General features: G+C 64.5%; 25 protein-coding genes. 16 read left to right on the top strand and 9 right to left on the bottom strand.

Going from position 1 to position 26,588, the window contains the following annotated elements:
* Window positions 1-9 precede the first annotated feature (9 nt).
* Window positions 10-852 (bottom strand): non-homologous end joining protein Ku, encoded by an 843-nt coding sequence (locus GC088_RS00255; RefSeq protein WP_323959924.1) that lies wholly within the window; start codon window positions 850-852, stop codon window positions 10-12.
* A 46-nt stretch (window positions 853-898) separates the two neighbouring features.
* On the opposite strand from GC088_RS00255, the gene GC088_RS00260 reads away from it, so the two are divergent.
* The 3 genes from GC088_RS00260 to GC088_RS00270 all read left to right on the top strand — a co-directional run bounded on the left by GC088_RS00260 (window position 899) and on the right by GC088_RS00270 (window position 6,361).
* Complete coding sequence (locus tag GC088_RS00260; protein WP_323959925.1) at window positions 899-1,378, top strand: SRPBCC domain-containing protein; 480 nt, start codon at window positions 899-901, stop codon at window positions 1,376-1,378.
* Between the two features lie 41 nt (window positions 1,379-1,419).
* Window positions 1,420-3,897, top strand: coding sequence for an ATP-dependent DNA ligase (locus tag GC088_RS00265; RefSeq protein WP_323959926.1), 2,478 nt, complete (start codon window positions 1,420-1,422; stop codon window positions 3,895-3,897).
* Between the two features lie 70 nt (window positions 3,898-3,967).
* A complete protein-coding gene (locus tag GC088_RS00270; protein ID WP_416377478.1) occupies window positions 3,968-6,361 on the top strand; it encodes a phosphoketolase family protein in 2,394 nt (797 codons plus the stop codon).
* Window positions 6,362-6,391: 30 nt separating this feature from the next.
* Here GC088_RS00270 and GC088_RS00275 read toward each other — a convergent pair whose 3' ends face one another.
* Window positions 6,392-7,006 carry a cob(I)yrinic acid a,c-diamide adenosyltransferase gene (locus tag GC088_RS00275; protein WP_323959928.1) on the bottom strand — a complete coding sequence of 205 codons (615 nt, stop codon included), beginning with the start codon at window positions 7,004-7,006 and terminating at the stop codon, window positions 6,392-6,394.
* Window positions 7,007-7,059: 53 nt separating this feature from the next.
* On the opposite strand from GC088_RS00275, the gene GC088_RS00280 reads away from it, so the two are divergent.
* Together GC088_RS00280 and GC088_RS00285 are read left to right on the top strand one after the other, a co-directional pair.
* Window positions 7,060-8,757 carry a BCCT family transporter gene (locus GC088_RS00280; RefSeq protein ID WP_323959929.1) on the top strand — a complete coding sequence of 566 codons (1,698 nt, stop codon included), beginning with the start codon at window positions 7,060-7,062 and terminating at the stop codon, window positions 8,755-8,757.
* Between the two features lie 102 nt (window positions 8,758-8,859).
* Entirely contained in the window at window positions 8,860-10,347 is a 1,488-nt protein-coding gene (locus tag GC088_RS00285; protein WP_323959930.1) for a flotillin family protein, read from the top strand.
* A 13-nt stretch (window positions 10,348-10,360) separates the two neighbouring features.
* Here GC088_RS00285 and GC088_RS00290 read toward each other — a convergent pair whose 3' ends face one another.
* Complete coding sequence (locus tag GC088_RS00290) at window positions 10,361-11,452, bottom strand: GTP pyrophosphokinase (RefSeq protein ID WP_323959931.1); 1,092 nt, start codon at window positions 11,450-11,452, stop codon at window positions 10,361-10,363.
* 69 nt (window positions 11,453-11,521) lie between these two features.
* Here GC088_RS00290 and GC088_RS00295 point away from each other — a divergent pair, with 69 nt between their 5' ends.
* From GC088_RS00295 to GC088_RS00335, 9 genes are all read left to right on the top strand, one after another.
* Window positions 11,522-12,277 carry an alpha/beta hydrolase family protein gene (locus GC088_RS00295; RefSeq protein ID WP_323959932.1) on the top strand — a complete coding sequence of 252 codons (756 nt, stop codon included), beginning with the start codon at window positions 11,522-11,524 and terminating at the stop codon, window positions 12,275-12,277.
* A 43-nt stretch (window positions 12,278-12,320) separates the two neighbouring features.
* The gene (locus tag GC088_RS00300; protein ID WP_323959933.1) at window positions 12,321-12,755 is read left to right on the top strand and encodes a PGPGW domain-containing protein; all 435 of its coding nucleotides are present in this window, start codon (window positions 12,321-12,323) and stop codon (window positions 12,753-12,755) included.
* A 36-nt stretch (window positions 12,756-12,791) separates the two neighbouring features.
* The gene (locus GC088_RS00305; protein ID WP_323959934.1) at window positions 12,792-13,721 is read left to right on the top strand and encodes a carbohydrate kinase family protein; all 930 of its coding nucleotides are present in this window, start codon (window positions 12,792-12,794) and stop codon (window positions 13,719-13,721) included.
* Window positions 13,718-14,245, top strand: a complete 528-nt coding sequence (locus GC088_RS00310; RefSeq protein WP_323959935.1) for a YbhB/YbcL family Raf kinase inhibitor-like protein — start codon at window positions 13,718-13,720, stop codon at window positions 14,243-14,245. The genes GC088_RS00305 and GC088_RS00310 overlap by 4 nt, the downstream gene beginning before the upstream one ends.
* Window positions 14,246-14,263: 18 nt before the next feature.
* Entirely contained in the window at window positions 14,264-14,491 is a 228-nt protein-coding gene (locus tag GC088_RS00315) for a zinc-ribbon domain-containing protein (RefSeq protein ID WP_323959936.1), read from the top strand.
* 65 nt (window positions 14,492-14,556) lie between these two features.
* A complete protein-coding gene (locus GC088_RS00320; protein ID WP_323959937.1) occupies window positions 14,557-15,363 on the top strand; it encodes an HAD family hydrolase in 807 nt (268 codons plus the stop codon).
* 15 nt (window positions 15,364-15,378) lie between these two features.
* On the top strand, window positions 15,379-16,179 hold the full coding sequence (locus GC088_RS00325; protein ID WP_323959938.1) for a glycerophosphodiester phosphodiesterase family protein: 801 nt from the start codon (window positions 15,379-15,381) through the stop codon (window positions 16,177-16,179).
* Window positions 16,180-16,236: 57 nt separating this feature from the next.
* Entirely contained in the window at window positions 16,237-16,458 is a 222-nt protein-coding gene (locus GC088_RS00330) for a hypothetical protein (protein WP_323959939.1), read from the top strand.
* Window positions 16,458-16,955: a MarR family winged helix-turn-helix transcriptional regulator gene (locus tag GC088_RS00335; RefSeq protein ID WP_416377479.1), complete on the top strand. Its 498-nt coding sequence runs from the start codon at window positions 16,458-16,460 to the stop codon at window positions 16,953-16,955. Before GC088_RS00330 ends, GC088_RS00335 begins: the two co-directional genes overlap by 1 nt.
* Window positions 16,956-16,968: 13 nt before the next feature.
* Here the strand turns inward: GC088_RS00335 and GC088_RS00340 are convergent, their stop codons facing one another.
* The 3 genes from GC088_RS00340 to pgm form a co-directional block, all read right to left on the bottom strand.
* On the bottom strand, window positions 16,969-17,976 hold the full coding sequence (locus tag GC088_RS00340) for a phosphotransferase family protein (RefSeq protein ID WP_323959940.1): 1,008 nt from the start codon (window positions 17,974-17,976) through the stop codon (window positions 16,969-16,971).
* Window positions 17,977-18,131: 155 nt separating this feature from the next.
* Entirely contained in the window at window positions 18,132-19,460 is a 1,329-nt protein-coding gene (locus GC088_RS00345; protein ID WP_323959941.1) for a uracil-xanthine permease family protein, read from the bottom strand.
* A 61-nt stretch (window positions 19,461-19,521) separates the two neighbouring features.
* Window positions 19,522-21,153 (bottom strand): phosphoglucomutase (alpha-D-glucose-1,6-bisphosphate-dependent), encoded by a 1,632-nt coding sequence (gene pgm / locus GC088_RS00350; protein ID WP_323959942.1) that lies wholly within the window; start codon window positions 21,151-21,153, stop codon window positions 19,522-19,524.
* A gap of 111 nt (window positions 21,154-21,264) precedes the next feature.
* Here pgm and GC088_RS00355 point away from each other — a divergent pair, with 111 nt between their 5' ends.
* Window positions 21,265-22,629 carry a CoA transferase gene (locus tag GC088_RS00355; protein WP_323959943.1) on the top strand — a complete coding sequence of 455 codons (1,365 nt, stop codon included), beginning with the start codon at window positions 21,265-21,267 and terminating at the stop codon, window positions 22,627-22,629.
* A gap of 22 nt (window positions 22,630-22,651) precedes the next feature.
* Here the strand turns inward: GC088_RS00355 and GC088_RS00360 are convergent, their stop codons facing one another.
* Entirely contained in the window at window positions 22,652-23,170 is a 519-nt protein-coding gene (locus GC088_RS00360; protein ID WP_323959944.1) for a hypothetical protein, read from the bottom strand.
* 80 nt (window positions 23,171-23,250) lie between these two features.
* On the opposite strand from GC088_RS00360, the gene GC088_RS00365 reads away from it, so the two are divergent.
* Window positions 23,251-23,409: a hypothetical protein gene (locus tag GC088_RS00365; RefSeq protein WP_323959945.1), complete on the top strand. Its 159-nt coding sequence runs from the start codon at window positions 23,251-23,253 to the stop codon at window positions 23,407-23,409.
* Window positions 23,410-23,490: 81 nt separating this feature from the next.
* Here the strand turns inward: GC088_RS00365 and GC088_RS00370 are convergent, their stop codons facing one another.
* Both GC088_RS00370 and GC088_RS00375 read right to left on the bottom strand, forming a co-directional pair.
* Window positions 23,491-24,957, bottom strand: coding sequence for a peptide MFS transporter (locus tag GC088_RS00370; protein ID WP_323959946.1), 1,467 nt, complete (start codon window positions 24,955-24,957; stop codon window positions 23,491-23,493).
* A 92-nt stretch (window positions 24,958-25,049) separates the two neighbouring features.
* A complete protein-coding gene (locus tag GC088_RS00375) occupies window positions 25,050-26,447 on the bottom strand; it encodes an amidase (RefSeq protein WP_323959947.1) in 1,398 nt (465 codons plus the stop codon).
* Between the last annotated feature and the right edge of the window lie 141 nt (window positions 26,448-26,588).

Raw genomic sequence — 26,588 nt, forward strand, 5'->3', positions numbered from 1 at the left:
GGTATGGCGTCAGGCGCCCTTCTTGGAGGCCTTCGAGGTCTTCTTTCCGGCGCCCTCGCCTGTCTTCTTCTCCCGGTTCTTCTCCACACTCCGGCGCAGGGCCTCCATGAGGTCGAGGACGTTGCCGCCTTCACCTTCCTCGGTCTCGCCGAATGTCTCATCGGTATCCAGGGCCTCGCCCTTCTCGAGCTTCGCCTCAATCAGGGTGCGCAATTGCTCCTGGTAATCGTCCTTGAAGTTCTCCGGATCGAAGTCCGAGGAGAATGACTCCACCAGAGCGGCGGACATTTCCTTCTCCTTCGCGGAGATACGAACCTTCTCGTCAAGGGCCGGGAAGTTGGCTTCCCGCACCTCGTCCTGCCACAGCAGGGTCTGGACCATGAGCACGTCGCCGCGCACCCGCAGCGCGGCCAGCCGGGACTTCTGTCGCAGCGAGAACTTCACGATGGCCGTTCGGTCGGTCTCCTCGAGGGTGCGGCGCAGCAGCACGTACGCCTTGGTGGATTTCGAATCCGGCTCCAGGTAGTAGGCGCGGTCAAACATGATGGGATCGATCTGCTCGCTGGGTACGAACTCGACAACCTCGATCTCCCGGCTCTTTTCCACCGGAAGCGACGCAAGGTCCTCGCTTGTCAGCACCACGGTGCGCTCGCCGTCGTCGTAGGCCTTGTCAATGTTCTTGTACTCGACCACCTCGCCGCAGATCTCGCACCGGCGCTGATAGCGGATGCGCCCGCCGTCCTTGTCGTGCACCTGGTGGAGGCTGATGTCGTGGTCCTCGGTGGCGCTGTAGACCTTCACCGGCACGTTGACCAGCCCGAACGCCACTGCGCCCTTCCAGATCGCTCTCATGTTCCTAGTGAACCAGTGTTGCCGGTGCCGGTCTACGATTGCTTGGGTGAACTCAGAACCGATGGTTACCAAGACGCTTGCCGACGGAGAGCCCGCCCTCTGGTTCGAGATGCGGTTCAATGTGCCGGCAAGGGTGCTCTGGAAGCACCTTACCGATCCCGAGAAGCTCAAGTACTGGTTCCCCTGCGAGCTGGATATCCTGCCGCGAAAGGGAGCGGTGGTCACCTTCAAGTTCCCAGGCGAGAAAGCCACGGAGGGTACTGTCCTCGAGGCCGAGAAGCCCCGGCTCCTCGCCTACACGTGGGAGGAGGAGGTCCTGCGGTGGGAAATCGAGGACGACGACGACGGCAGCCTCCTCACGCTGACCAACACCATCCAGGAGGGGCAGGAGATCGCCCGCTCGGCTGCAGGCTGGCACCTGACCCTGATGGGCCTGGACGACTACCTGAACAAGCGGCCCCTGGGGCAGGACCCGGCGCTGTGGGACGAGTACGTCCGCCGGTATGAGGAGCAGTTCGGCGAATGAGTCCACTGGCATAAAACGCCCATCCCTACAAGACTGGGGCAATGGCCCCCAGCAGTGCGCAGCAGACGGTTACCGTCGACGGCAAGCGCCTGAAGCTCACGAGCCTGGACCGCGTCATGTACCCGGAAACGGGTACAACCAAGGCTGATGTGCTGGCCTACTACGCGGCCGTAGCCGACGTCCTTATTCCGCATGCCCGGAACCGGCCGGTCACCCGCAAGCGGTGGGTAAACGGCGTCGGAACCGAGGAGAAGCCGGGCGAGGTGTTCTTCCAGAAGAACCTCGACAAGTCAGCGCCGTCGTGGATCGAGCGCCACGGCATCGAGCACAGCGACCATACCAACGTGTACCCGCTCCTCAACGATCTGGCGACGCTGACCTGGCTGGGGCAGATATCGGCTCTGGAGATTCACGTCCCGCAGTGGCAGTTCGGGCCGAACGGGGAGGTGGGCAATCCTGACCGGATGGTCCTGGACCTGGACCCCGGCCCGGGAGCGACCCTGCTGGAGTGCGCAGAAGTGGCGCGCCTGGCGCGGGAAATCCTGAACGACATGGGACTGGATCCGCGCCCGGTCACCAGCGGGTCGAAGGGGATCCACCTCTATGCCGCCCTGGATGGCAGGCAGACTTCGGACGAGGTGTCCGCCGTCGCCAAGGAACTGGCGCGGGCGCTCGAAGCCGACCACCCGGATCTGGTGGTCAGCGACATGAAGAAGTCCCTGCGCGGCGGGAAGGTCCTCCTCGACTGGAGCCAGAACCACCGTAACAAGACGACCATCACCCCGTACTCACTCCGCGGCCGGGCACACCCGATGGTGGCGGCGCCCCGCACCTGGGAGGAACTGGACAGCCCGGATCTAGACCATCTGGACTACGAGCAGGTGATCGAGCGGGTCCAGGAGCATGGCGATCTTCTTGGGGACATGGACCAGGGGAACGCGGGCAGCGCGGCCGGTGTGCCGCACACAGGCAGCAACAACGACGCCGGCCCTCGGGACCGCCTCTCCACTTACCGATCGATGCGTGACGCCTCGAAAACCCCGGAGCCGGTGCCGGACCGGGTGGGTGAGCCGGGCGGAAACAGCTTCGTCATCCAGGAGCACCATGCACGCCGCCTGCACTACGACTTCAGGCTGGAACGCGACGGCGTGCTGGTTTCCTGGGCGATCCCCAAGGGCCCGCCAACCTCGACCGGTGAGAACCATCTCGCGGTTCAGACTGAGGACCACCCGCTGGACTACGGATCTTTCGAAGGCACCATTCCTAAGGGTGAGTACGGCGCGGGTGAAGTTTACATCTGGGACTCAGGCACCTACGAGGCCGAGAAGTGGCGACCGGGGAAAGAGGTTATCTGCACCCTCCAGGGCCGCCCGGACGGCGGGCTTGCCAAGGGAGGCAGCGCTGTACGCAGGTTCGCCCTGATCCACACGGGCGGATCGTCGGATTCCGCAGAGAAGAACTGGCTCATTCACCTCATGAAGGAACAGCCGGGACAGGCGATGCCGTCTGCTGAGGGAACCCGGGCGACGGCGTCGCGGGCTCACCAGGAACTGCCCTCCAACCTGAAGCCCATGCTAGCCACCCAGGGAACGCCGGGGATCATTCGCTCCGATGGGAACTGGGCGTTCGAGATGAAGTGGGACGGCATCCGTGCTCTTGCCACCGTTACTCCAGAAGGCACCCGGCTGATGAGCAGGAACGGAAACGACCTGACGAAGGCGTATCCGGAACTCGCGGACCTCGGCGCCTACGTCAACGGGGAGCAGGCAGTGCTTGACGGGGAAATTGTCGCCATCAACATGGCCGGCCGTCCTGACTTCGGTTTGCTGCAGCGCCGGATGAACCTGACCCGTGCCTCCGACATAGAGGCAGCGCGCAAACGCACGCCCGTTCATTTCCTGCTCTTCGATCTCCTGCACCTGGACGGCAACTCCCTGCTGGAACTGGGCTACAGCCAGCGCCGTGAGGTGCTTGAGCAGGCGGTGGACGCTCCGGATGACGGCCACATCCAGGTTCCGCCGGCACTAGAAGCCACCCTCGATGAGGCGATGGAAGCAAGCCGGGAGCTTGGCCTGGAGGGAGTGATGGCCAAACGGGTGAACAGCGCGTACTACCCGGGGCGCCGGTCCGAGTCCTGGGTGAAACTCAAGCATTCACTCACCCAGGAAGTGGTGGTGGTGGGCTGGCGGCCGGGCAAGGGCAACCGGGCCCACAAGGTGGGCTCGTTGCTGGTCGCGGTACCGGACGGCGTCGACCTCAAGTACATCGGCAGGGTGGGTTCCGGTTTGACCGAACGCGAGCTTGCGGAAATCGGCTCCCGTCTGAAGAAGATGGGTCGCAAGACTGCCCCGCTGGCTGATGTACCGACGGCGGATGCGTCCGATGCCCGGTGGGTACGGCCGGCCCTGGTGGGCGAAGTGCAATTCACTGAACGAACCAGTGGAGGCAAACTCCGCCACCCGGTGTGGCGCGGATGGCGACCGGACAAGAGACCGTCGGACGTCGTGGTCGAAATCTGAGGCCGTTGTCACGACGGGCCAAGCACCACAGATTAAGCACAACAGGTCAGGCACTACAGAGGGGAAGCAGATGCAGTTCGAGCAGCTTGACGCCTGGTGGAGGGCAGCCAACTACCTTTCGGTGGGCCAGATCTACCTGAGGGACAATGCGCTGCTGCGTCGGCCGCTTCGGCGGGAGGATGTGAAGGAGCGGCTGCTCGGCCACTGGGGTACCACGCCGGGCCTGAACTTCATCTACGCCCATCTCAATCGGGTGATCGTCGAACGGCAGCAGCAGATGCTCTTCATCACCGGCCCGGGCCATGGAGGCCCCGCCAATGTTGCCAATGCCTGGCTCGAAGGAACGTACTCCGAGATCTATAGCCACATCGGACGGGATGAGGCCGGCGTGGAGGAGCTGTTCCGGCAGTTCAGCTACCCGGGAGGCATCCCCTCGCACGCTGCACCGGAGACGCCGGGCTCCATCAGTGAGGGCGGCGAGTTGGGCTACTCCCTGGCCCACGCTTACGGTGCGGTCTTCGACAATCCGGACCTCATCGCGGCCTGTGTCATCGGCGACGGTGAGGCCGAGACGGGTCCGCTGGCCGCCAGCTGGCACTCCAACAGCTTCCTGGATCCCGTGAACGACGGCGCTGTGCTGCCCATCCTGCACCTGAACGGCTACAAGATCGCCAACCCCACGGTGCTCTCGCGGATGCCTGAGCAGCAGCTCGAGTACCTGATGCGTGGCTACGGCTACCACCCGCATTTCGTCACCGTCACCGACCCGAAAGCCACTGAGCAGGCACACCGGGACTTTGCCGCGGCCCTCGAGGCCTGCCTCGAGGGGATCGCGGCGATCCAGCAGGCAGCCCGCTCGGGGCAGGAAAACGCAGGGCAGGAAAACACTGACAATCCCATGGCGTGGCCCATGATCGTGCTGCGCTCGCCGAAGGGTTGGACCGGACCCGCCGCCGTCGACGGGAAGCCGGTTGAGGGAACCTGGAGGGCGCATCAGGTGCCGCTGTCGGGGATGCATGACGACGACGACCACCTCCGCCAACTCGAGGAATGGATGCGCTCCTATCGGCCGGAGGACCTTTTCTCCGAGGACGGCGCACCTGTCAGCGACGTCACCGGGCAGGCACCGGCCGGTGACCTGAGGATGAGTGCCACGCCCTATGCAAACGGTGGCCGGCTGCTGCGGGACCTCCGGCTACCCGCCTACACGGACCACGCCATCGACGTCGAACGGCCGGGCGGGCAGAAGGCGAGCCCGATGCTCGCCGTGGGCGGCTACCTGCGGGAGGTTATCCGCCTCAACCCCGAAAACTTCCGCTTGTTCGGACCGGATGAGACCGCGTCCAATCGGCTGCAGGATGTTTATGACGCCACGGACAAGGCCTGGCAGCAACGAATTGACGACGTCGACGAACACCTCGCGCGGTCCGGCCGCGTCCTTGAGGTGCTGAGCGAACATCTCTGCCAGGGCTGGCTGGAAGGCTATCTTCTGACCGGACGGCACGGCGTTTTCAACTGTTACGAGGCATTCGTGCACATCGTGGATTCGATGTTCAACCAGCACGCGAAGTGGCTCAAGGTGCATCAGGAGCTGCCATGGCGGCAGCCGGTGGCTTCACTTAACTACATGCTCTCGAGCCACGTCTGGCAGCAGGACCACAACGGCTTTTCGCATCAGGATCCTGGCTTCATCGACCACGTGGTGAACAAGAAGGCGGACGTCATCCGGGTCTACCTGCCGCCCGATGCCAACACCATGCTCGCCGTCACCGGGCGCTGCCTGCAAACACGGGACCGGGTGAACGTCATTGTTACCGGGAAGCAGCCGACAATGACGTGGCTGCCGCCCGAGGAAGCCCGCCTCCACGTCGAACGGGGAATCGGTGTCTGGGCTTTCGCTGGAAGCGAGGACCCACGCGGTGGAGCGGATCCTGACGTCGTGCTCGGCTGCGCAGGCGATGTGCCCACCGTCGAGGTGGTTGCGGCCGCGCAACTGCTGCGGCGTGCACTGCCGTCCCTGAAAATCCGGGTGGTCAATGTGGTGGACCTGATGCGGCTCCAGGACAGCTCGGAGCACCCGCATGGGCTGAGCGCACGCGATTTTGACACTCTCTTCACCCGCGACCGGCCGGTTGTCTTCGCCTACCACGGCTACCCATGGCTCATTCACCGCCTGACGTACCGCCGAACCAACCACGACAACATCCACGTGCGCGGCTACAAGGAAGAGGGCACCACGACTACGCCTTTCGACATGGCTATGCTGAACCAGATCGACCGGTACCAGCTTGCGATGGACGTGATCGACCGGGTGCCCTCGCTGCAGTCCACTCAGGCCGGGCTGCGACAGCATTTTCAGGATGAGCGGCAGAAAGCCTGGCAATTCACGCGGGACGCAGGCAAAGACATTGAGACAGTGACGGGGTGGCTGCTCGAGGAAGCGGGACCCGACGACGCGGACTGACGACGCGAACTGAAAGGGGAGAACTGCGGCTTAGGCGTTCTCGTCAGGTTCCGGATCCCGTACGGAGAATTCGGGAACCCAGGTGATGTCCCCGTGCTCCACGTTGGCGTTGCGCGCAAGCACAAACAGCAGGGAAGAGAGCCTGTTGAGGTAGATGCCAACCTGTGGGTTGACCGTATCCGGGTACTCCTCCACGGCAGCCCACACCGCCCGCTCCGCACGGCGCACAACCCCCCGCGCCTGGTACAGAAGGGCCGCAGACAGCGTTCCTCCCGGGAGGACCATGCCGCTGAGGTCGTCGGCTTCCGCGGCGAAGTGCTCATACGCTCGTTCGAGACGCTCGACGTGCGCGGGTACGACCCGCGCCGACGCGGGCTCGAGATGATTCAGGGGAGTGAGCAGATCCGCTTCTGCGTCGAACAAATCGTTCTGCACGCTTACGAGCATGGCGGTCACGTCGGTGGGAAGACCGCCGGTGGCGATAGCGACGCTGACAGCGGCATTGGCCTCATCGCATTCGGCATGGGCCACAACCCGCACGTCGTGCTTGGAGCACAAGCCGTGCCCGCCGAAAACCGTGGTGCCGGTGTCTCCCTCTCCGGTATAGCTGGACGTACGGTTTCCGGTCTCAGGGCTCTCCGTCATGGCCCTCAGTATACTGATCGTCGTGTTCAGAGCCCGCTGTGTGAGGAGTCGACATGTCCGCTGAGTCCAAAGGCGATTCGATCGAGGAGAGAATCGGCGACACTGCTGACAGCTCAGCCGCCGGCTGGGCATCGGTTGATAAGGTTGTATTTTTCGTCGCGTTCGGCATCATCCTTACGGTGTGCATCCTCGGTGTTGTCTTCACCGAGGCGGTGAGCGCGGCTGCAGGAGCAGCCCTGGGTTGGGTCACAGGAAACTTCGGCTGGCTCTTCATCCTGGGCGCCAGCGGATTTGTGGTGTTCTCTCTGGTCCTGGCTTTCGGCAGGTATGGAAACATCCCGCTGTCACAGGAGGGCGAAGGCACCGAGTTCTCCACCCTGTCCTGGGTTGCCATGATGTTCAGCGCCGGCATGGGCATCGGCCTCATGTTCTTCGGCGTCTACGAGCCGGTTACCCACCTGGCTTCTCCGCCCCCGTATGTGGAGGCAGAGCCCGGAAGCCCCGACGCAGCACGACAGGCGATGGCCTACACATTCTTCCACTGGGGCCTGCACCCGTGGGCCATTTACGCCGTCGTCGGTCTGGCGCTGGCGTATTCCACCTACCGCATGGGCCGCGGAAACCTCATGAGCTCGCCCTTCGAGTCACTCTTCGGGGCAGAGCGCATCCGGGACCGCGGCTGGGGCAAGCCGATCGACATTCTCGCCATCATCTGCACCAAGTTTGGCTCGGCGACCTCCCTCGGCCTAGGCGCATTGCAGATCGCGGCCGGATACGCTCTGCTGACTACCGGCGAGTTCGACGACGATCCGGGCGCCGCGCTGCCGATCATCATCATCTGCGTCCTCACGGTGGGCGTGCTGTTCTCAGCCGCGAGCGGTGTCTCCAAGGGCATCAAATGGCTGAGCAACACGAACATGGTTCTTGCCGCCGTACTGCTGCTGTTTGTCTTCATCGTCGGCCCCACCGTCTTCATGCTCGATCTCATCCCGTCGGGAATCGGCTCCTACCTGTCGAACCTGGTTCCGATGAGCTTCCACTCCGCCGTGTTCGGCGGTACAGAGTGGCTGGCCAGCTGGACGATTTTCTACTGGGCCTGGTGGATCTCCTGGACGCCCTTCGTCGGGACGTTCATTGCCAAGATCTCCCGCGGCCGGACCGTGCGCGAGTTCGTGCTCGGCGTGCTGCTGGTTCCTACCGGCGTCAGCGTGCTGTGGTTCTCTGTCTTCGGCGGAGCCGGCCTCAACCTGCAGCTTGGCGGTGTGGACATCGCCGGAACCGGCAACGAAGCGGCCGGGTTCTTCGCCACCCTGCAGGAGTACCCGTTCTTCATCGGGGCTGCGCTGGTGGTCATGGTGCTCACCGCGGTGTTCTTCATCAGCGGCGCGGACGCGGGTGCGCTGGTCCTTGGCACGCTGTCCAGCTACGGGCGCAAGGAACCCTGGAAGCCTCTGGTCCTGTTGTGGGCAGTGCTGACGGGAGCGGTGGCCGCGGTCCTGCTGTTCGTGGGCGGCCTAGAGGCGCTGCAGACCTTCACCATCCTCGCGTCCAGCCCGTTCGTGCTGATCATCATCGGCCTATGCGTCGCACTGTATGCGGACCTCCGAAGGGATCCGCTGCGGCTGCGCAGCCTGGGCCCCGTGCGCGGAGCTGCGACCGTTCCCGCCACGGTGCCCTTCAAGGAGACCGACACCGGCTCCATTGAACGCATCAGCCCGGAGGGAACCACCGGAGACGACGCCGGCAAATAGCTCCCATCGGGTGCAACTCTTCTGATCTCGTGTAGCGTCGGTGATTGGCGGCCAATTGCCGCCAATCACCAGTCTCATTTGAGTCTTAGCTATGGGGGAAATGTGGATATCGGTCTGCTGATCACGCTCGGGGTGGTCGCCGGCGTCGTCGTAATTCTGGCTCTGGTCGCAGCGATAGCGGCGAGGATGGCACTGCGCATCGCCAGCCCGTCCGAAGCGCTCATCATCACGGGAAAGAGCAATCAGGAAAGCCAGCGCGTAGTCTTCGGGCGCACGTTCATCAATCCGATCAGCCAGCGCGCGTTCTCGATCTCCCTGGCGTCCAGGCAGGTCACGCTGCAGATCGAGGGCATCTCCAAGAACGGCATCAAGCTGCACCTGACGGGCGTTGCGCAGATCAAGGTCGGCGGTGATGAAGAGGCGGTCCGCCGGGCAGCCCAGCGATTCCTGAATCAGCAGGACCAGATCGACCACTACACACAGGAAACCCTGTCCGGCTCGCTGCGCTCGATCGTGGGAACGCTGACCGTGGACTCGATCATCAAGGACCGGGCATCCTTCGCCAAGAGCGTGAAGGAAGAGGCCGAGCACTCGATGCACAACCAGGGCCTGGTGATCGACACCTTCCAGATCCAGTCCGTGAACGATGACTCCAGCTACCTGCACAACCTTGGGCGTCCTGAAGCCGCACTTGCCGAGAAGCTTGCGAAGATCGCCGAAGCCAATGCCGCCCAGGAAGCTGCCGAAGCGGCTGCGCTCGCCGATGAGCAGGTGGCTCTCGCCGAACAGCGCCTGGCCATCCGCCGCGCTGAATTGAAGGAAGTCGCCGACGCCCGCCAGGCGCAGGCCGACGCCGCCGGCCCGCTCGCAGCAGCCGAGCAGCAGCAGGCCATCCTCCTCAAGGAACAGGAAGTCACCGCACGCCGTGCCGAACTGCGCGAGCGGGAACTGGACATCGAAATCCGCAAGCCCGCCGACGCGGACAAGTACCGGGTGGAGCAGGAAGCGGCCGCACTGCTGGAGCAGCGCAAGCGCCAGTCCGAGGCTGACCAGGTCGAAGCGGAAGTGGCTCTCTCAAAGCGAAAGCTGACGGCTGAAGGTGATCGGGTAGCTGCTGAAGCTGAAGCAGCAGCGAGCACCGCACGCGGTAACGCGGCGGCGGCGGTCACTCGCGCCAACGGTGCCGCCGATGCCGAGGTCATCAAGGTCCGGGGTGAGGCGGAGGCCGACGTCGTGCGCCAGAAGGGTATTGCCGAGGCGCAGGGCATCGAGGCCCAGGCACGTGCCTACGAGCAGTTCAACGACGCAGCCGTCCTGAACAAGGTGATGGAGATGCTCCCGCTCGTAGCGCGCGAAGTCGCAGCGCCCATGTCCGCCATCGACAACATGACCGTGATTTCCTCCGACGGAGCTAGCCAGCTGAGCCGGAACGTCACCGGCGGACTGCAGCAGACCTTCCAGCTGCTCAAGGACACCACCGGCCTGGACGCGGTGGCCATGCTGCGTAACTGGGGCTCAACAGACAAGGGCGGCAACGGAACCGCCGCCAAGGCTGACACCGGCAACGGGACCGCAGCGGCTGAAGTGTAGACCGCTGCTCAGGTCACGACTGGGCCCGCGACCTGTACGTCCGGATTTGACGGAACCTTCGCAGCAGGCTGTCCCGGCGGGAGGCACCTGCCTCCGACGCCGGGTCAGCCGTCAACTCGATGTGACGTTCGCCGAAGTTCCACAGCAGCACATCGTCCAGCAGCCGGTCGGGACCGGGCGAGTACCGGTGGACCAGCGCGCGCCGCACTGAGGTAATGGTGTCGGCCTGCAGCAGGGAGACCAGTTCGGTTGTGGTGGTTAATCCGTGTGCGGCGAGGAGTTCGGCTGCCCAGCGCCAGTCGTCGTCGGACTTACGGTCCACGTGCGGCAGAAGTGTTTGCCACACCTCGCGGATCCGGTCGGGTGAGAGTTCCACCGCACCCTCTCCGGCCGGGTCCCAGAACCCCGTGACTTTCTGGTACCGGGTATGCAGGTCAGCGAAGGTGGACTCCACGCTTTCAAGCATCGCGGCCGTGGCAGTGAACTGCCGGTCGAAGTAGGGGCTCCAGGCTTTCGGGTTGAACGACTTGAAGCGGATGTCGTGCTCGATCTCCGACCATGCGTGGGCGAGCACAGTCCGTACCTGGGTTTCGAAGAGGTAGCTGCCCGAATCCGAGCCGAGCAGCTGCTGGTAGTTGCGCACGGCGTCGTTCTGGATGGTCCGCAGAATCAGGTGACGGCTGGAGTAGCCGTAGGTGCCCGATTCGATCGAGCCGATGTCCTTTTCACGGTCGCCGCGACAGTCGAACTCCTGCCGCTGCCGCTTGATCAGGTTGGCTGCGATATCCACTTCGTGTGGGAGGGTTGTGATCACCCGGACGCCGACAAGGTCCGTGAGGTTGCGCAGGGGGTCGGGGAAAACCAGGCTGGGCGGTGTATCTCCTTCCACCAGCATGCGCGAGGCTTTGTCCCGGAATGACTGGACCGACTTGGTGCGCGCCGTGACAAACAGCGGCCGCAGTTCCGTTCCGTCAAAAATGTCCTGGATTCTCTGGCGGGCATCCTCGGTAACGGCTTCCAGGGCAGGGCGCACCCGCTCATACTCCTGGACGCTTGCCTCGACAGACGGTCTCAGGCGGTCATCCAACTCATCCCATGCACTCACGGTCTTATCTAAACACCAGCCACCCACACCGGCTACGCTGTCAGAAATCCGCACCAGAACAAGGACTCCATGGCATCTCAGCGATACACCTACGGCGAGGATCCCAGCCAGTTCGCCGATCTCTACCTGCCGGAAGGAGACCGTCGCGCCGGCGCAGTAATCACCATCCATGGCGGGTTCTGGCGGAGCCGATACACCTGCGAGCTTGGCGTTCCGCTCGCCGAGGATCTTGCTGCCCGCGGCTTCACCTGCTGGAACCTCGAATACCGCCGGGTGGGAAACGGCGGTGGTTGGCCGGAGACATTCGAAGACATCGCCGCCGGGATCGACCTTCTTTCCGTCGCGGCCGGCGAACACAGCCTGAATCTGACGACGACGACGGCGCTCGGCCACTCTGCCGGCGGCCACCTGGCCGTGTGGGCAGCGGGGCGGACGTCCCTACCGGGAAGCGCGCCGGGTGCCGGTTCCGTCGCGGTGCCGCTCACCGGCGTCGTAAGCCAGTCAGGAGTACTCAATCTGCGCCGGGCGCGCGAGGAGCGCCTGGGCGACGGAGCAGTGGCGGACTTCCTGGGGGAGCCCCGCGAAGACAACTACCGGCTCGCCGACCCGATGACCGCGATACCGCTTCCCGTACCCGTCCTCGCGCTGCACGGCGCTGAAGACGACACAGTGCCGCTCAGCCAATCGAAGTCCTATGTGAACGCTGCCTTGACAGCCGGCGCGACTGCGGAGCTGGTGATCATTCCGGGGGATCACTTCGCGATGATTACTCCCGGCACGTCCGCCTGGCAGCTGGTGGTTGACGCAGTGGTACGTCTTGCATGAAGCGATTAACGGAGTGTTCAGCCAAGTGTGGGATCCTGCTCCAATGAGCGCGCGTTCCCGGTTACATCGGGCTGCCCACCGTACCGGCCTTGAAATACTCGGTTGGACCCTTGTTGTGCTTGGCATCGCTGCGCTAGTTCTCCCCGGACCCGGACTGTTGATGCTGGTCGGGGGACTGGCGGTGTTGTCCCAGCAGTACACCTGGGCCGAGAAGCGGCTGCACCCGATCAAAAAGCAGGCCTATCGTGCAGCCCGCATCGGAGTGAAGACCTGGCTCCGCATCGCGGTGAGCGCCCTGGGCGCACTGTGCTTCATGGCAGTCGGCATTTTCTGGATGGTGCAGCCGCCCGTCCCAGGGTGGTGGCCCCTGGGTGACGAGTGGTGGCTGCCCGGAGGATGGGGCACGGGGCTGAGCCTGGTGCTGTCCTCGATCATCGCGTTGACCCTGCTTGTCTACAGCATCCGGCGCTTCCGGTAGGGCCGCGCGGGTACTGTTCGATGCTAGGTTGAGACGGTGCTCACGATAATTGGGGAAGCCCTCATCGACGAGGTCATCAGCGACACGGCACCGCTACGCGCACACGTGGGTGGAAGTCCGCTGAATGTAGCAGTCGGTCTGGCAAGGCTTGGGCACCCGACCCAGTTCCTCGGTCGGTTCGGGGACGATGAATACGGCCGCCGCATCCACCAGCACCTCGCTGACAACGCCGTCCTTTCGCCGCTGCCGCCCGACGCCGGCCCCACCAGTGTGGCGTCGGCCAGGCTCGACCCGGTGGGCGGAGCACAGTACACCTTCCAGCTCCGTTGGGAACTTCCCGAACTGGCCTCCCGCGACAGTCTGCTCAACGGCACCAGCCTGGTGCACACCGGCTCCATTGCGTCGATGCTCGCCCCTGGCGCCGCAGAAGTGCTCGCCCTGGTCAGGCAGGCCAGGCCGTTCGCGACCATCAGCTACGACCCGAACTGCCGTCCGACGATCATCAAGGACGTCGACTACGCGCGGGAGCAAGCCGAGAAGTTCGTGGCTCTGGCGGATGTGGTGAAGGCATCGGACGAGGACCTCGAGTGGCTCTACCCGGGTCAGGACCACCGCGAGAGCGCGCGCCGCTGGCTGTCGATGGGTCCCGCCGTCGTAGTTGTGACGCGGGGTTCGCGCGGTTCATGGGCCGTCGTCGAACGCGGTGAATGTGAGGCTCCGGCAGCTGCTGCGTCCGTCGTCGATACAGTCGGCGCCGGTGACTCCTTCATGGCCGCCCTGCTGGGTGCGCTGGTGGACCGCGAGCTGGACGGAGGGCAGCGGCGCAGTGAGCTTCACGGGTTGTCTGTTGAGCAAGTGCAGGCTGTGTTGGCGTTCGCTGCAGCAGCAGCTGCCGTGACCGTGTCCCGGGCGGGTGCCAACCCGCCCACCAGAGATGAACTGAGAGCAAGAGGAGTGTACGCATGACCCGCGATCCCTACGCAGATCTTCCTGAAGTTCCTTCCTTCAACGTCACCAGCACCGACATCAGCAATAACCAGCCGCTCGATATCCGGCATGCGTCAGGCCGAATGGGAGCAGGCGGCGAGGACCTCTCGCCGCAACTTAGCTGGACCGGCTTCCCCGAGGAGACAAAGAGTTTCGCCGTCACCGTCTACGATCCTGACGCTCCCACCGCCAGCGGCTTCTGGCACTGGGCCGTTTTCAACATCCCGGCCGGGACCACCTCCCTGCCGTCCGGTGCCGGTGCGGAAGACGGTTCCGCGCTTCCGGACGGTGCAGTGCAGCTTAGGAACGACGCCGGCTTCCTCGGCTTTGTTGGAGCGGCACCGCCACCCGGTCACGGCCCGCACCACTACCACGTGGTGGTCCACGCGGTTGATGTGGAGAAGCTGGACATCCCGGAAGACGCCTCCAACGCCTACCTCGGGTTCAATCTCTTCTCCCACTCCATTGGCCGGGCGCGCATCATCGGCACCTACGAGCAGTAGCCTGGAAGGACGTTAATCATGCTGATTCTGTTCGGATTCAACACCCGGGTCAAGGAACTGTTCCGTCGTCAGGCAGTGTGTTCCAACTGCGGTCAGCACGCCTCGCAGCGTGTCGATGAGCGGTCAACCCGCTTCACCGTCTTCTTCATACCGCTCTTCACCACACGCCGGCGCTACTCGCGAACCTGCGCCTGGTGCGGCATCACCGCCGAGCTATCGAAGAGCGAGAAGAACGCATTGGCCTGATCCCGGGAGGCACTGTACCGGTTCGCTTGGGTAGGCTGGATACCTACCCGGGTGAGGAGTTTGGGATGCGTTTGGTCGCCAGCGATATGGACGGCACGGTCGTCGGTCACGACGGGAAGATGTCGAAACGGACAATCCGGGCCTTTGAGTCCTGCCTCGAGGCAGGCATTGAGGTTGTGTTCGTGACCGGACGGCCCCCCCGCTGGCTGCAGCCGCTGCGCGACCTTGGCTTCACGGGAACCGTGATCTGCTCCAATGGTGCGCTCACCTATGACCTCGGTCGCGAGGAAGTCCTCGACTCACACCTGCTGGACGGCGAGAGCATCTTCCAGGCGCAGGAGATTATTCGGGGGCTGTACCCGGCGGTTACCTTCGCTGCGGAAACGGTGGACAGCTTCCTGATTGAACCCGGATTTGCGGATCCGGCCTCGGTTGAGCTGCTCGGGGCTGCGGAACCCCGTCCGCTTCGTGAATCGCTGGACGGGACCGGAGTCATCAAGTTCCTCGCGCGGGAGCAGGACATCTCGCCCGACGCTTTCCTGCATGGGGTGGCTCCCGCCGTCGGGCATTTGGTCGCCACGACGCACTCTGCACCCCGCGTGCCGCTCCTCGAGATGAGTGTGCCCGGCATCAACAAATCGGTCACGCTAGCCAAATACGCAGCCGGACTGGGTATCGACCGTGAGGATGTGTTCGCCTTCGGGGACATGCCCAATGACATCCAGATGCTGGATTGGGCGGGGCACGGGTACGCCATGTCATCGGGCCACCCCGATGCGCTTGCTGCAGCGAACCTCCGAGCGCCGGCTTTCGACGACGACGGCGTGGCGCAGGTGCTGGAACAGCAGCTCGCCGCGCTCCGGTCAGCCTGACGCCCTGGCCCGGCGATGGGTAAGCCCTACTTCGATGTCCCTGCGGGCGGTGGGGGCGGGGTTGCGCTAGCACTGTCGCACCGGGGGTTCGCGCTGGACGGGCAGGAAAACACACTCGCCGCGATGGAGGCGGCGATCAAAATGGGCTTCGCCTATCTGGAGATCGACGTGCGCACCACGCGTGACGGCGTCGTAATGGTCTTTCACGACGAGCGCTTGGAGCGGGTGACGGACGGGACCGGCCGGGTAGCTGACCTTACTGCTTCGGAGCTTGCAAAGGTGCGGGTTCGGGGCCGCGAGCCGATCCCGACGCTGGCGGAGGTACTTGCGCGGTGGCCTGACGTGAAGTTGAACATCGACGTGAAGGATGATGGGTCGGTGCAGCCCTTCGTCGACGTGATTGAGGCAGCCGCTGCCCACGACCGCGTGCTTGTAGCCTCCTTCTCCGACCGGCGCCGGCTGCGGGTGCTGAGGGCACTGAGCCGGCCGGCGGCGTCGTCAGCGGGCATGGCGGTCAGTGCAATGATCCGGATTCTCGCGCCCCTTGGATTGGCGGGGTGGATAGCCCGACGCGCGCGTGTGGATTGCCTCCAGGTTCCCCGTCGCTACCGGGGTATTCCGGTGGTGGCGGAGCCCTTCGTGCGGCGATGCGCGGCGGCCGATCTTCCGGTGCATGTGTGGACCATCAATGAGGCACCGGAGATGGAGGAGCTTCTGGCTCTGGGTGTAGGAGGGCTGGTGTCTGACCGTGCTGACCTGCTGGCGCAGGTGATGGCATCCCGCGGGGAGTGGCCCCAGCACCGATTAGTACCCTAACAGTTAGTACCCTAAAATGGATGAGGTAGGAAGTCGTCGCGCAGGAAGGCCGCTCTTATGGCGGAAAAGAAGACGCTGTCAGCCCGATTCATGAACGCAACCGGCAAATTGCGGATGTTTTTCGGCCCCGCCGATCAGGGCGGGCTGGGCGGTCCGGTCAAGTACACGGACGACGCGGCCCACCGCCGTCGTCAGCAAGAGCTGCAGCAGTGGGACGTGGTGCGGAACGCCGACGGATCCACCTATCTTGTCTCGCGCGAGCCCGAAGGCGAGAAGTAGTGACGGCGACAGCGTCACAGCAGCTCTCCCAGGATGCGCCGCTCAGTGGCTCTCAGGACGCCTCTCAGGATGAGGATTTGTTGCTGGAGCGGCAGCTCTGCTTCGCCCTTTCGGTTGCCTCGCGCAGTGTCATCGGGGCATACAGGCCGGTGCTTGAAGAACTGAACCTCACCCATCCGCAATACCTCGTGATGCTTGCCCTGTGGGAGAAGAATCCGCGCTCGGTTCGGGAAATCAGTGAAGCCCTGGCCATGGAACCTGCCACCCTCTCGCCGATGCTGAAGCGGCTGGAGGCAAACGGCCTTGTGACGCGTGAGCGGGTTGCAGGCAATGAGCGCGCTCTCGCCGTCGGGCTGACGGCTCAGGGGCGCGAACTTCGCGAGCAGGCGCTGTCCGTGCCCGGGACCATGATGAAGAAACTCGGATTGACCCGCGAGCAGGCGGAGAACCTCAACGCGGTCATGCGCGAGGTTATAGCTGCAGCAGGCGGTGCCTAAGCGTTAGACGCCGCTAGAGTACTGGCTCAGTGGCGGACTGCAGGTACTTCAGAGCATGTGGAGCGTAGGTGCGCATCGAATCGTCATCGGCGTGTATCAGCAGCCGGAGCCACGAAGCGTAGCGGTTCACCCGGCCCAGCTTCAGCGCCGGTTCCAGCGCTGCCCGCAACTGGGGGAGGGGAGCGTAGGCCGTCCAGCGCTCAAGATAGGCGGCGATTACCCTTTGGATTCGGGAATCTTCGGGCCCAACCTGCCAGGTCTCCGTCATGGTGCTCACGGGGACAAAGAGGGACGTGAACGGATGCGCCCATAATGAATCGCCGAAGTCCACGAATTTCAGCGGATCGGTGCTTGCGCCGGGGATGAAGGCGTTGTTGGGGTGCAGGTCGTTGTGCTCCAGGGAAAGCGGGACACCCAAGGCGTTCAGTTGCGCGGCGGCGTCTTCGATTCCGGGCACGCTCGCGTACACCCGGTCAGCCTGTTCGGCGTTCAAGTGCAGTGGATGTTCGGATGGCAGACCCGTGTGGAGGAGGAGCTGATTGCTGACGAAGTTGGCAGCGATGCCCGGTTCCATCGACTGCAGCCCGGCCGTTCGGAGCGAATTCTCGTGGGGCGCGGCCTGCTGCTGCAGCTCTGCGAAATCCGAAACCACCCGCGCCCAGAGCGCGTAGTCCGTGGTCGGGAGGGTGGCCAGGGTTGCGCCGTGGTCGGCCGAAATCATCCAGCCCTTGGTCGGTTCAACCGCCAGTGGTGCGACCACGTGGGTGGGGGCAATCTCGGCCAACGCAGCCACGATGGACGCCTCCTGGAACTGGCCCGGATTGTTCTCCTTGAACCACAGCTTCCCGTAGTTGGTGGGAACGGTCAGCTGCACGGACCAAAAGCGGATTCGGGCGTCGCTGAGGGGGCCGACCTGCTCGATCCGGTACGTGGCCAACACCTGGGATATCCACGTCTGCACGTTGGAGCGCCAGGCAGGGGTTTGCCACAGCTCGAGAGGGTGCAAGGCGGGGCTGGTCACCGGATTATTGTGTCACCCGATGCGGCACCCGTCCCGGATTGCCCAGCTTCTGCGCTTTTGTCGCTGTTTTTGTGTCAGGTCTAGCCCGCGAACTGTTAGGGGACGGCAGCGAACGGCGGCAAAAGCTGAGCAGATCGGCACGCTCTTGAAGCGCCTCAGCCTAGTTTCGAGGGACGACTTCCGTGGTCCTCGGACTCGATCTCATCCGGACCGGCGACATGCTCGCTACCCCGAACCCGGGCGATCCCGCTCATCCCGTGGAAGATGAGCAGCGTGGCTGCGGTCCCAAGGGCGATTCCCTCGAAGGTCAGGTCACCGACGGTCCAGGTGAAGTTTGCAATGCCGACCACCAGGGCAACGCCCGCCGTCGACAGATTGATCGGGTTGGAGAAGTCCACGCGGTTCTGCACCCAGATCCTCACACCGAGGATGCCGATCATTCCGTAAAGCACGACGCCGGCACCTCCGAGGACACCGGCGGGCACCGTTGCGATCAGTGCACCGAACTTCGGGAACAGGCTCAGCAGCACAGCGATCAGCCCCGCCACCCAATACGCCGCCGTTGAATAAACCCGCGACGCCGCCATCACACCAATGTTCTCGGCATACGTCGTCGTGCCTGATCCACCACCGGAGCCGGCGAGGACCGTGGCAAGACCGTCTGCCATGAGTGCCCGCCCGGTCACGGGATCGAGGTCTCGGCCCGTCATTGCGGCCACCGACTTCACATGACCGATGTTCTCGGCCACCAGCACCAGGACCACGGGGACGAACAGTCCCACCACGGAGAGGTGGAATTCAGGTGTCTGGAAGGGCGGCAGTCCGAACCACGCGGCGTCGTTGATGCTGGTGAAGTCCACTTCACCGCGCAGTACCGCCACCAGGTAGCCCACGAGGACCCCGATCAGAATGGACAGCCTGCCCAGGATGCCCTTGAAGAGAACCGTCACCAGCAGGATTGCAACGACAGTGACCAGTGCGGTCAGGGGTGCCTGCTCGAAGCTGGCCTTCGCGGTCGGCGCCAGGTTCAAGCCGATGAGAGCCACAATTGCGCCCGTGACGATGGGCGGCATCAGAACCTGGATCCAGCGGGCACCGGCCAGGTGCACAACGAACCCGATGAGGGCAAGAACGGCGCTCGCCATGACCACGCCGCCGAGCGCGCCGGCCGGGCCGTGCTGGCTTTGGGCCGCAGCAATCGGTGCGATGAAGGCGAAGCTCGATCCAAGGTAGCTGGGGACGCGGCCGGCAGTGATGATCAGGAAGAGCAGCGTGCCCAGTCCCGAGAACAGCAGCGTGGTCGACGGCGGGAATCCAGTCAGCAGCGGAACCAGGAAGGTAGCGCCGAACATTGCAACAACATGCTGGGCACCGATGCCGACGGTCCGTGGCCAGCTCAGCCTTTCATCGGGCGCCACGAATCGCCCGGGCCGGACGTTCCGCCCATCGCCATGCAAAGTCCAGCGCGGTCCGAATTTAGTCATGGCGGTGCCTTCCGGGGATGTGGGGGATCTCCGGAAATCCTACCGCGCTACCTCCGCCGGGTCAGGCGATCACTCCGTCCACCAGCGCCTTCGCTTCCTGCTGAACGAGCTTGAGGTGGTCCTCGCCCAGGAAGGACTCGGCGTAGATTTTGTAGACGTCTTCGGTACCCGAAGGACGTGCAGCGAACCACGCGTTCTCCGTGGTGACCTTCAGGCCGCCGATCGGCGCACCGTTGCCGGGTGCCTCGGTAAGGCGGGCGGTGATGTCCTCGCCTGCCAGCGTAGTTGCTTTCACATCCGACGGCGAGAGCTTGCTGAGTGCGGACTTCTGCTCCCGGGTGGCAGCGGCGTCAATCCGCGCGTACACCGGTGCCCCGAACCGCTGCGTCAGCCCCTCATACTGCTGTGACGGGGTCCTGCCGGATACCGCAGTGATCTCGGAGGCCAGCAGCGCAAGGAGGATGCCGTCCTTGTCGGTGCTCCAGGCAGACCCGTCGTGTCGAAGGAAGGAAGCTCCGGCCGATTCTTCGCCGCCGAACGCCACCTCACCCGACATCAGTCCGGGAACGAACCACTTGAAGCCGACGGGAACCTCTTCGAGGACCCGTCCAAGGTCTGCAGCGACGCGGTCGATGATCGACGACGACACGAGGGTCTTGCCCACCATCGCGTTCCCGCGCCACTGCGGGCGGTTCCGGTACAGGTAGTCGATCGCGACGGCGAGATAGTGGTTGGGGTTCATCAGTCCCGCGTCGGGGGTGACGATGCCGTGTCGGTCGGCATCGGCGTCGTTACCGGTGGAAATGTCATAGTCGCTCGCGCGTGAAATCAGCGAGGCCATGGCATGCGGGGAGGAGCAGTCCATGCGGATCTTCTCGTCCCAGTCCAGGGTCATGAACGCCCACTGCGGGTCCACGGCGGGGTTGACCACCGTGAGATCCAGGTTATGGCGCTCGCCGATGGCTCCCCAGTAGTCCACCGAGGCACCTCCCATCGGATCGGCGCCGATACGGACGCCGGCGCTGCGGATGGCTTCCAGGTTCAGGACGTTGGGCAGGTCCTCGACGTAGTGCTGCAGGAAGTCGTAGGTGCTGACGGATTCGGCCTGCCGCGCCTGGGCGATGGGCAGGCGCTTGACGTCGCGCAGTCCGTTCTCCAGCAGCTCGTTGGCTCGGGCGGCGATCCAGTTGGTGGCGTCGGAATTGGCCGGCCCACCGTGCGGCGGGTTGTACTTGAAGCCGCCGTCTGCGGGTGGGTTGTGGGACGGAGTGATGACAATGCCGTCCGCCCGGTCTGTCCGTGAGCCGTTGTAGGCGAGGATGGCGTGTGAGAGCGCCGGCGTCGGTGTGTAGGCGCCGCGCGCATCGACGCGCACAGCGACGTTGTTGGCGGCGAGCACCTCGAGAGCTGTGTTCTGTGCCGGTTCCGAGAGGGCGTGCGTGTCCTTGCCCATGAACAACGGACCGGTGATGCCCTGACCTGCGCGGTACTCGACAATCGCCTGGGTGATGGCTGCGATGTGCCCCTCATTGAACGACGACTTCAGGGAGGAACCACGGTGGCCCGAGGTGCCGAACGCAACCCGCTGACCCGGATCCGAAAGATCTGGTTTGGAATCGAAATACGCGTCCAGGAGGGCGCTGACGTCAACAAGGTCGCTGGGTTGGGCAACGGTGCCTGCTCGATTAGCCATGGGACCAAGCATGCCATCATGTCGCCTGCTGCAGCAGTAGTGCGTCATTCATTTCAATTGGCAGTTGTTGGGACCGTAGCGGCCGACCACGCGCCGAACCATAATGCAGTCATGCTTCCCGCCGCTGCCGCCCCGGACCCCGACGCCGTGCCCGACCTGTGGCAACACTTCGGCTCACTTCTACGGGAAGGAACTGAGCCGGCGCCGTGGGCTGGGCCCCGCTGGTGGTGGGCGGGACCTCTCGATGTTGAGGGCCTCGCGCTCGGATCCATGCAGGCTGCTGCGACGGCTGTGGCCGCCCTGTCGCAACGGCGGGTGACGTTCGATTCTCAGGGCGTGGCCGCCTGGTTCGACTCCTACTCCCACCTGCGGATTGCAGGATCGCCGATCCAGGCGTTCGGAGCCCTTTCCGGCTTCCGCCGCGCCGCCGACGGCTGGGTCCGTATTCACGGGAACTATCCGCATCATGCGCGGGCGCTTTTGGACGCCGTGGGTGCCACCAGCGCGGACGACGTCGTCGCGGCGCTGCGGGAGATGCCCGCGTTGGCTATCGAGGAGCTTGTGACGGCGACTGGTGGGCTGGCCGTTGCGGTGAGGACGCCGAACGAATGGGCAGGCTCTGAGGCCGGGCGCGCGGTCGCCGATCAGCCGTGGGTGCGGTTCACGCTGGAGGACTCCCCGTCCGTCCGGCGATCCGTCAGCCAGGTGGAGGTGCCGCTGGAAGGCGTTCGGGTGCTCGACCTGACGCGGGTGATCGCCGGACCGTCGGCCAGTAGGCTCCTAGGTGCGCTGGGGGCCGACGTTCTGCGGATCGACCCGCCCGCCCTTCCCGAGTTGGAACACCAGCATGTGGAAACAGGGTTCGCCAAGCGCAGCGCCGAGGCCGATCTGCGGAACCCTGAAGTCTTTGCGAGGGTGAGGGAGCTTCTGGCGGACGCGGACGTGATCCTGAGCGGCTACCGCGGGGCGGCACTCGCACGCTACGGGCTCGACGCCGGCTCCCTGCGGGCGAACTATCCCGGCCTTGCCGTGGTGACCCTCGACGCCTGGGGAGACCGGGGCCCGTGGGCCGAGCGCCGCGGCTTCGACAGCATTGTGCAAGCTGCAACCGGGATCGCACACATCTATGGCACGGGATCCGGACCTGACTTCAAGCCGGGCGCCCTTCCGGTCCAGGCGCTCGATTACGCGACGGGGCTCGGGGTGGCGGCTGCCGCCGTCGTACTCGTGCTGGGCCGGAAGCAGGGCATCAGCGGTGCCGCGCACCTGTCCCTGGCGCGGACGGCGCACGAGCTTCTTGGCATGCGTGGGCGGCCGGATCTGCCCGCGGTGAAGCTGGAGTCCCGTCTGCTACGCACTGACAGCGCGTATGGCGAGCTGGTGTACGCGCCGCCGCCGCTGGTGATCGATGACCGTGCCGTTGACTACCCCGAACCGCCGCAGAAGTACGGCAGCGCGGAGCTCGCCTGGCGCTAGCCCTCAGCACCGGAAGAGGAATTCAGGGGATGCTCAGCGTCACCGGACCCGCCTCGGCCGGTCCGCCGCACTCTTCAGTTCCGCCCACCCGGGTCCAGGTCAAGGTGAAGGCTTCTTCGGCCAGGACCCTGTCGCGTTCATCGAGGGCGCGGACCGTTACGTCATCAGGGCTCGACATACTGAACTGGATGGCCCACGTGTCGCTATCCACGCGGGACGAGAAGTGCGGTGAAGCCTCGCGAGTCTCAGCTTCGGACGATTCAGGCGCTTTAGTCGGAAGCGTCGGAAGCGTGGCTTCAGGCTCCAGTGTGTGCACGGGAGTGTCCGTTTCAAGCTGTAACTGGACATAGTGGGAGCACTCGCCGTCCACACAACCCTGCACCACCGCCACGGGGGAGGTATCGCCCTCAAGCTCCACCGTGAGCTTGTTGAACCAGGCGATCGCAGGGCACGCGATGCCGTTCGGCCCTCCGGGTCCTGAACAGCCCGTCAGCAGCAGCGCGGACACAACAGCAACGGTGCCGACAACGATCTTCCCCATGAGTACAGTCTGGCACCCGCCCCTAGCGACCGGGCCCGGTGAGCGGTACGTTGGGGAAACCGTCAACGAAAGGTTGTGTGATGAGCGAGAACCCCACCAGCGACGACATCGACGAGACAGACGACCAAATCCTGGAGAAGGACGCCGAGCGTGCCGCAGGCACGTCGAGCTCTCTCGACGAGGGCGGCTACGGCGGCCCCGGTCCGGAAAACGAGACCGGCGACGACGACGGCACCTGAGCCTTTCCAAGCAAAGAACGACGGCGCCCTCCCGCGTAGGGGAGGGCGCCGTCGTCGTTCTTTGTTACGTTCTTGCGCTGTTTACCGGACGCCGCTCATAAGCTTCCGGATGGCGGGCGTGGCCAGTGCAAGGGCTACGCCAAGCACAATGGCGGTGATGCCGCTGAAGGAGAAGTACGAAACTTCGCTTTCCTCCGTGTAGTAACCGGCGAGGATTCCCGCAAGGGTGGTTCCCAGCGAGATCGACAGGAAGAACAGGGCAACCATCTGGGTGCGGAACACTCCCGGCGCCAGTTTCGTCGCGACCGAGAGTCCGATCGGCGAAAGGAACAGTTCAGCCCAGGTGAAGAACAGCAGGATCACCGCAAGTGCGATCAGCGGTGTGGAGTTCGGGCCGCCGCCGGAGAACGGGATGAACAGCAGGAACGCCACGCCCATGAAGACAAGCCCCAGAGCGAACTTCAGGGGCGACGACGGCTGACGGTTTCCGAGCTTCGTCCACAGGGCGGCGAACACTGCCGCGAAGATGATGATGAAGATCGGGTTGATCGACTGCACGAAGCTCGGGGGCATTTCCCACCCGAACAGGTTCCGGTCGAGGCTGCGGTCGGCGTAGATCGCAACGACGGTGAACTGCTGCTGGAACAGGGCCCAGAACGCCGCGCTTGCGATGAACAGGGGAATGAACGAGTACACGCGCTTGCGCTCAACGGCGGTCACCCGCTTGCTGCGAAGGATAACCACGAAGTAGGCGACCGAGGCGGCAATGGCCAGATAGGCCATGGTCTGGGCAAGGTTCTCGGGCGTCACCAGTCCGGTGGTAAAGGCAAGGACAATAACGACGACGGGGGCAGCAGCTACCAGCCCCAGCTTGCCGAAGCGGCCGGCAGGCAGCGGGTTGGCTACCGCGTGTGCCGCCGCTGGAAGGTTCTTGCGGGTCAGTGCGTACTGCACCAGGCCGATAGCCATCCCGACCGCGGCCAGTCCGAAGCCGTAGTGGAAGCCGAACTCGCTCCAGGCAAGACCGGTCAGCAGCGGACCGATGAGACCGCCGATGTTGATGCCCATGTAGAAAATGGAGAAGCCGGCGTCGCGCCGCTCGTCACCTTCGGCGTAGAGCGTTCCCACCAGCGAGGTGGCGTTTGCCTTCAGGCCGCCGGAACCGAGTCCCACCAGGATCAGGCCGACAGTGAGCCCGAGACCCCCGGGGAGCAGCGCAAGCGCAATGTGGCCGCACATGATCATGATGGCGGAGTAGAAGAGAACCCGCTCCGAGCCGAGGACGCGATCAGCCAGCCAGGCGCCGAGGATGGTGGAGAGATAGACGCCGCCGCCATAGGCGCCGACCAGGCCTGTAGCTACTCCCTCATCGATACCGAGGCCGCCTTCAGCCACCGAGTAGTACATGTAGTAGAGCAGGATTCCCTGCATGCCGTAGAAGGAGAAGCGCTCCCAGAGTTCTACGCTGAAAAGGTTTGCGAGCATCCGGGGATGACCCAGAAACGTTTTGTCCGCCGTCGGGGCGGTTCTGTATTGAGTTGTGCTCATTTACTCCATAGTGCCAGTCACATTACGGGCTGTCATATCCAAAACCCCGGCAGCAGGTTATGCTGAGCGGTTGTGCTGCCTCCGAGCGCAGGCTAGGCCTTCGGGCGGAAGTGCTTCTCAAGCTGTGCAGACAAGGCCAGCAATTCCGCTTCGGCGCTTGGCCGGCCGATGAGTTGAATGCTCATGGACAGGCCGCCCCGCGTCCGCAAGACCGGCACCGAGATGGCTGGGAGGCCGCAAACATTGACCATGGACGTGAAAGGCGAGTACTGGCACTGGCGCATGTAGTCGGTGTCCGCGTCCGAATCGGTGTACCAGCCGATCGGCCGCGGGATCATTCCCAGCGCGGGGGTGGCGATCATGTCGAACCCGGAGTACTGCTGGATCGTGTCCTGCTCGAACTGCCGCAGGATGTCGATGGAGGATGCAAGGTCCGTTGCTGACCGCTGCTGCGCTCGCCGTCGCAGGGTGCGCGCCAGTTCCGTGAGATCCGGCTCCCGCGCCGCTGGTATCCGCGCAACCGCGAGCCCCGCCGTCCATACCGTCTGGAAGGTCTCGTGGTACCGCTCGTCGTAGCGGAGGTTCGCGTCGACTACGTCGTGCCCAATAGCGGACAGCGCTTTGAGGCCGGCGTCGAACGCGGCGCGGGCATCGTCGTCGAGCTCGATTGGGAAAGCGGGGGCGAAAGGCGAGAGGGTGCTTGCGCCGATCCTGAAGCGCCCCTCAGCCCGCTGCGCAGCGTCGAGGAACGGCCCATGAGCGGCCGCGCTGGTGGCGTGGTAATTGGGTTCATCCACCATGGCGTCGAGCAGTAGGGCGGCGTCCGCCGTCGTTCTCGCCAACGGGCCCGCGACCACAAACTGGCCGAGGTCGGTCTGCCCCGAGCCAGAGGGGACCCTGCCTCTGTTGGGCTTTAGGCCGATGAGGCCGGTGGCCGCGGCGGGAATCCGCACCGAGCCGCCGCCGTCGGTTCCGGGAGCGAAAGGAACCAAGCCTGCAGCTACGGCAGCTGCGCTTCCCCCGGATGAACCGCCCGAGCTGAGCGCCGGGTCCAACGGATTCCGCGACGGCGGTGCAATCAGGTTCTCGCTGTAACAGCTCAGGCCGAACTCGGGCACCTGCGTCTTGCCCAGGCTGATTGCCCCGGCGCGGCGCAGGACCGCGGCAAGCGGCGAGTCCGCGGCGGCGACCGCGTGCTGCAGGGCGGCACTGCCGTGAGTGGTGACAACCCCGACGACGTCTGTGAGGTCCTTATGCGCAAGCGGCAGTCCGTGCAGGGCCGGCAGGTTCTCCTCGCGGAGAGTCCGCTCGTCTGCCGCTCGGGCTTCGGCCATGGCGGACTCGGCCGTCACGGTGATGAAGGCGCCCAGCGACCCGTTCTGCTCTTCGATCCGTCGGAGGTAGTGCTCGGTCAGTTCACGCGAACTGAACTCGCGCCGGCGCAATCCGTCCCGCTGCTCGAGTGCGGTCAATTCATGGAGGTCGCTCACGCCGGAAATCCCATACCGGCGCGTGGCTCGGCTTCAAGTATCGGCTGGTCGGCGGTCATGTGGGCCTCCCGTTCGGGTGGGTTGGATTCGGTCCCCACTATAGGCTTGGATCCAATCGCGAAACCGAGCAGAGAAATGAGC

The organism is Arthrobacter sp. JZ12 (assembly GCF_035189165.1).
Taxonomy (GTDB): Bacteria; Actinomycetota; Actinomycetes; order Actinomycetales; family Micrococcaceae; genus Arthrobacter_D.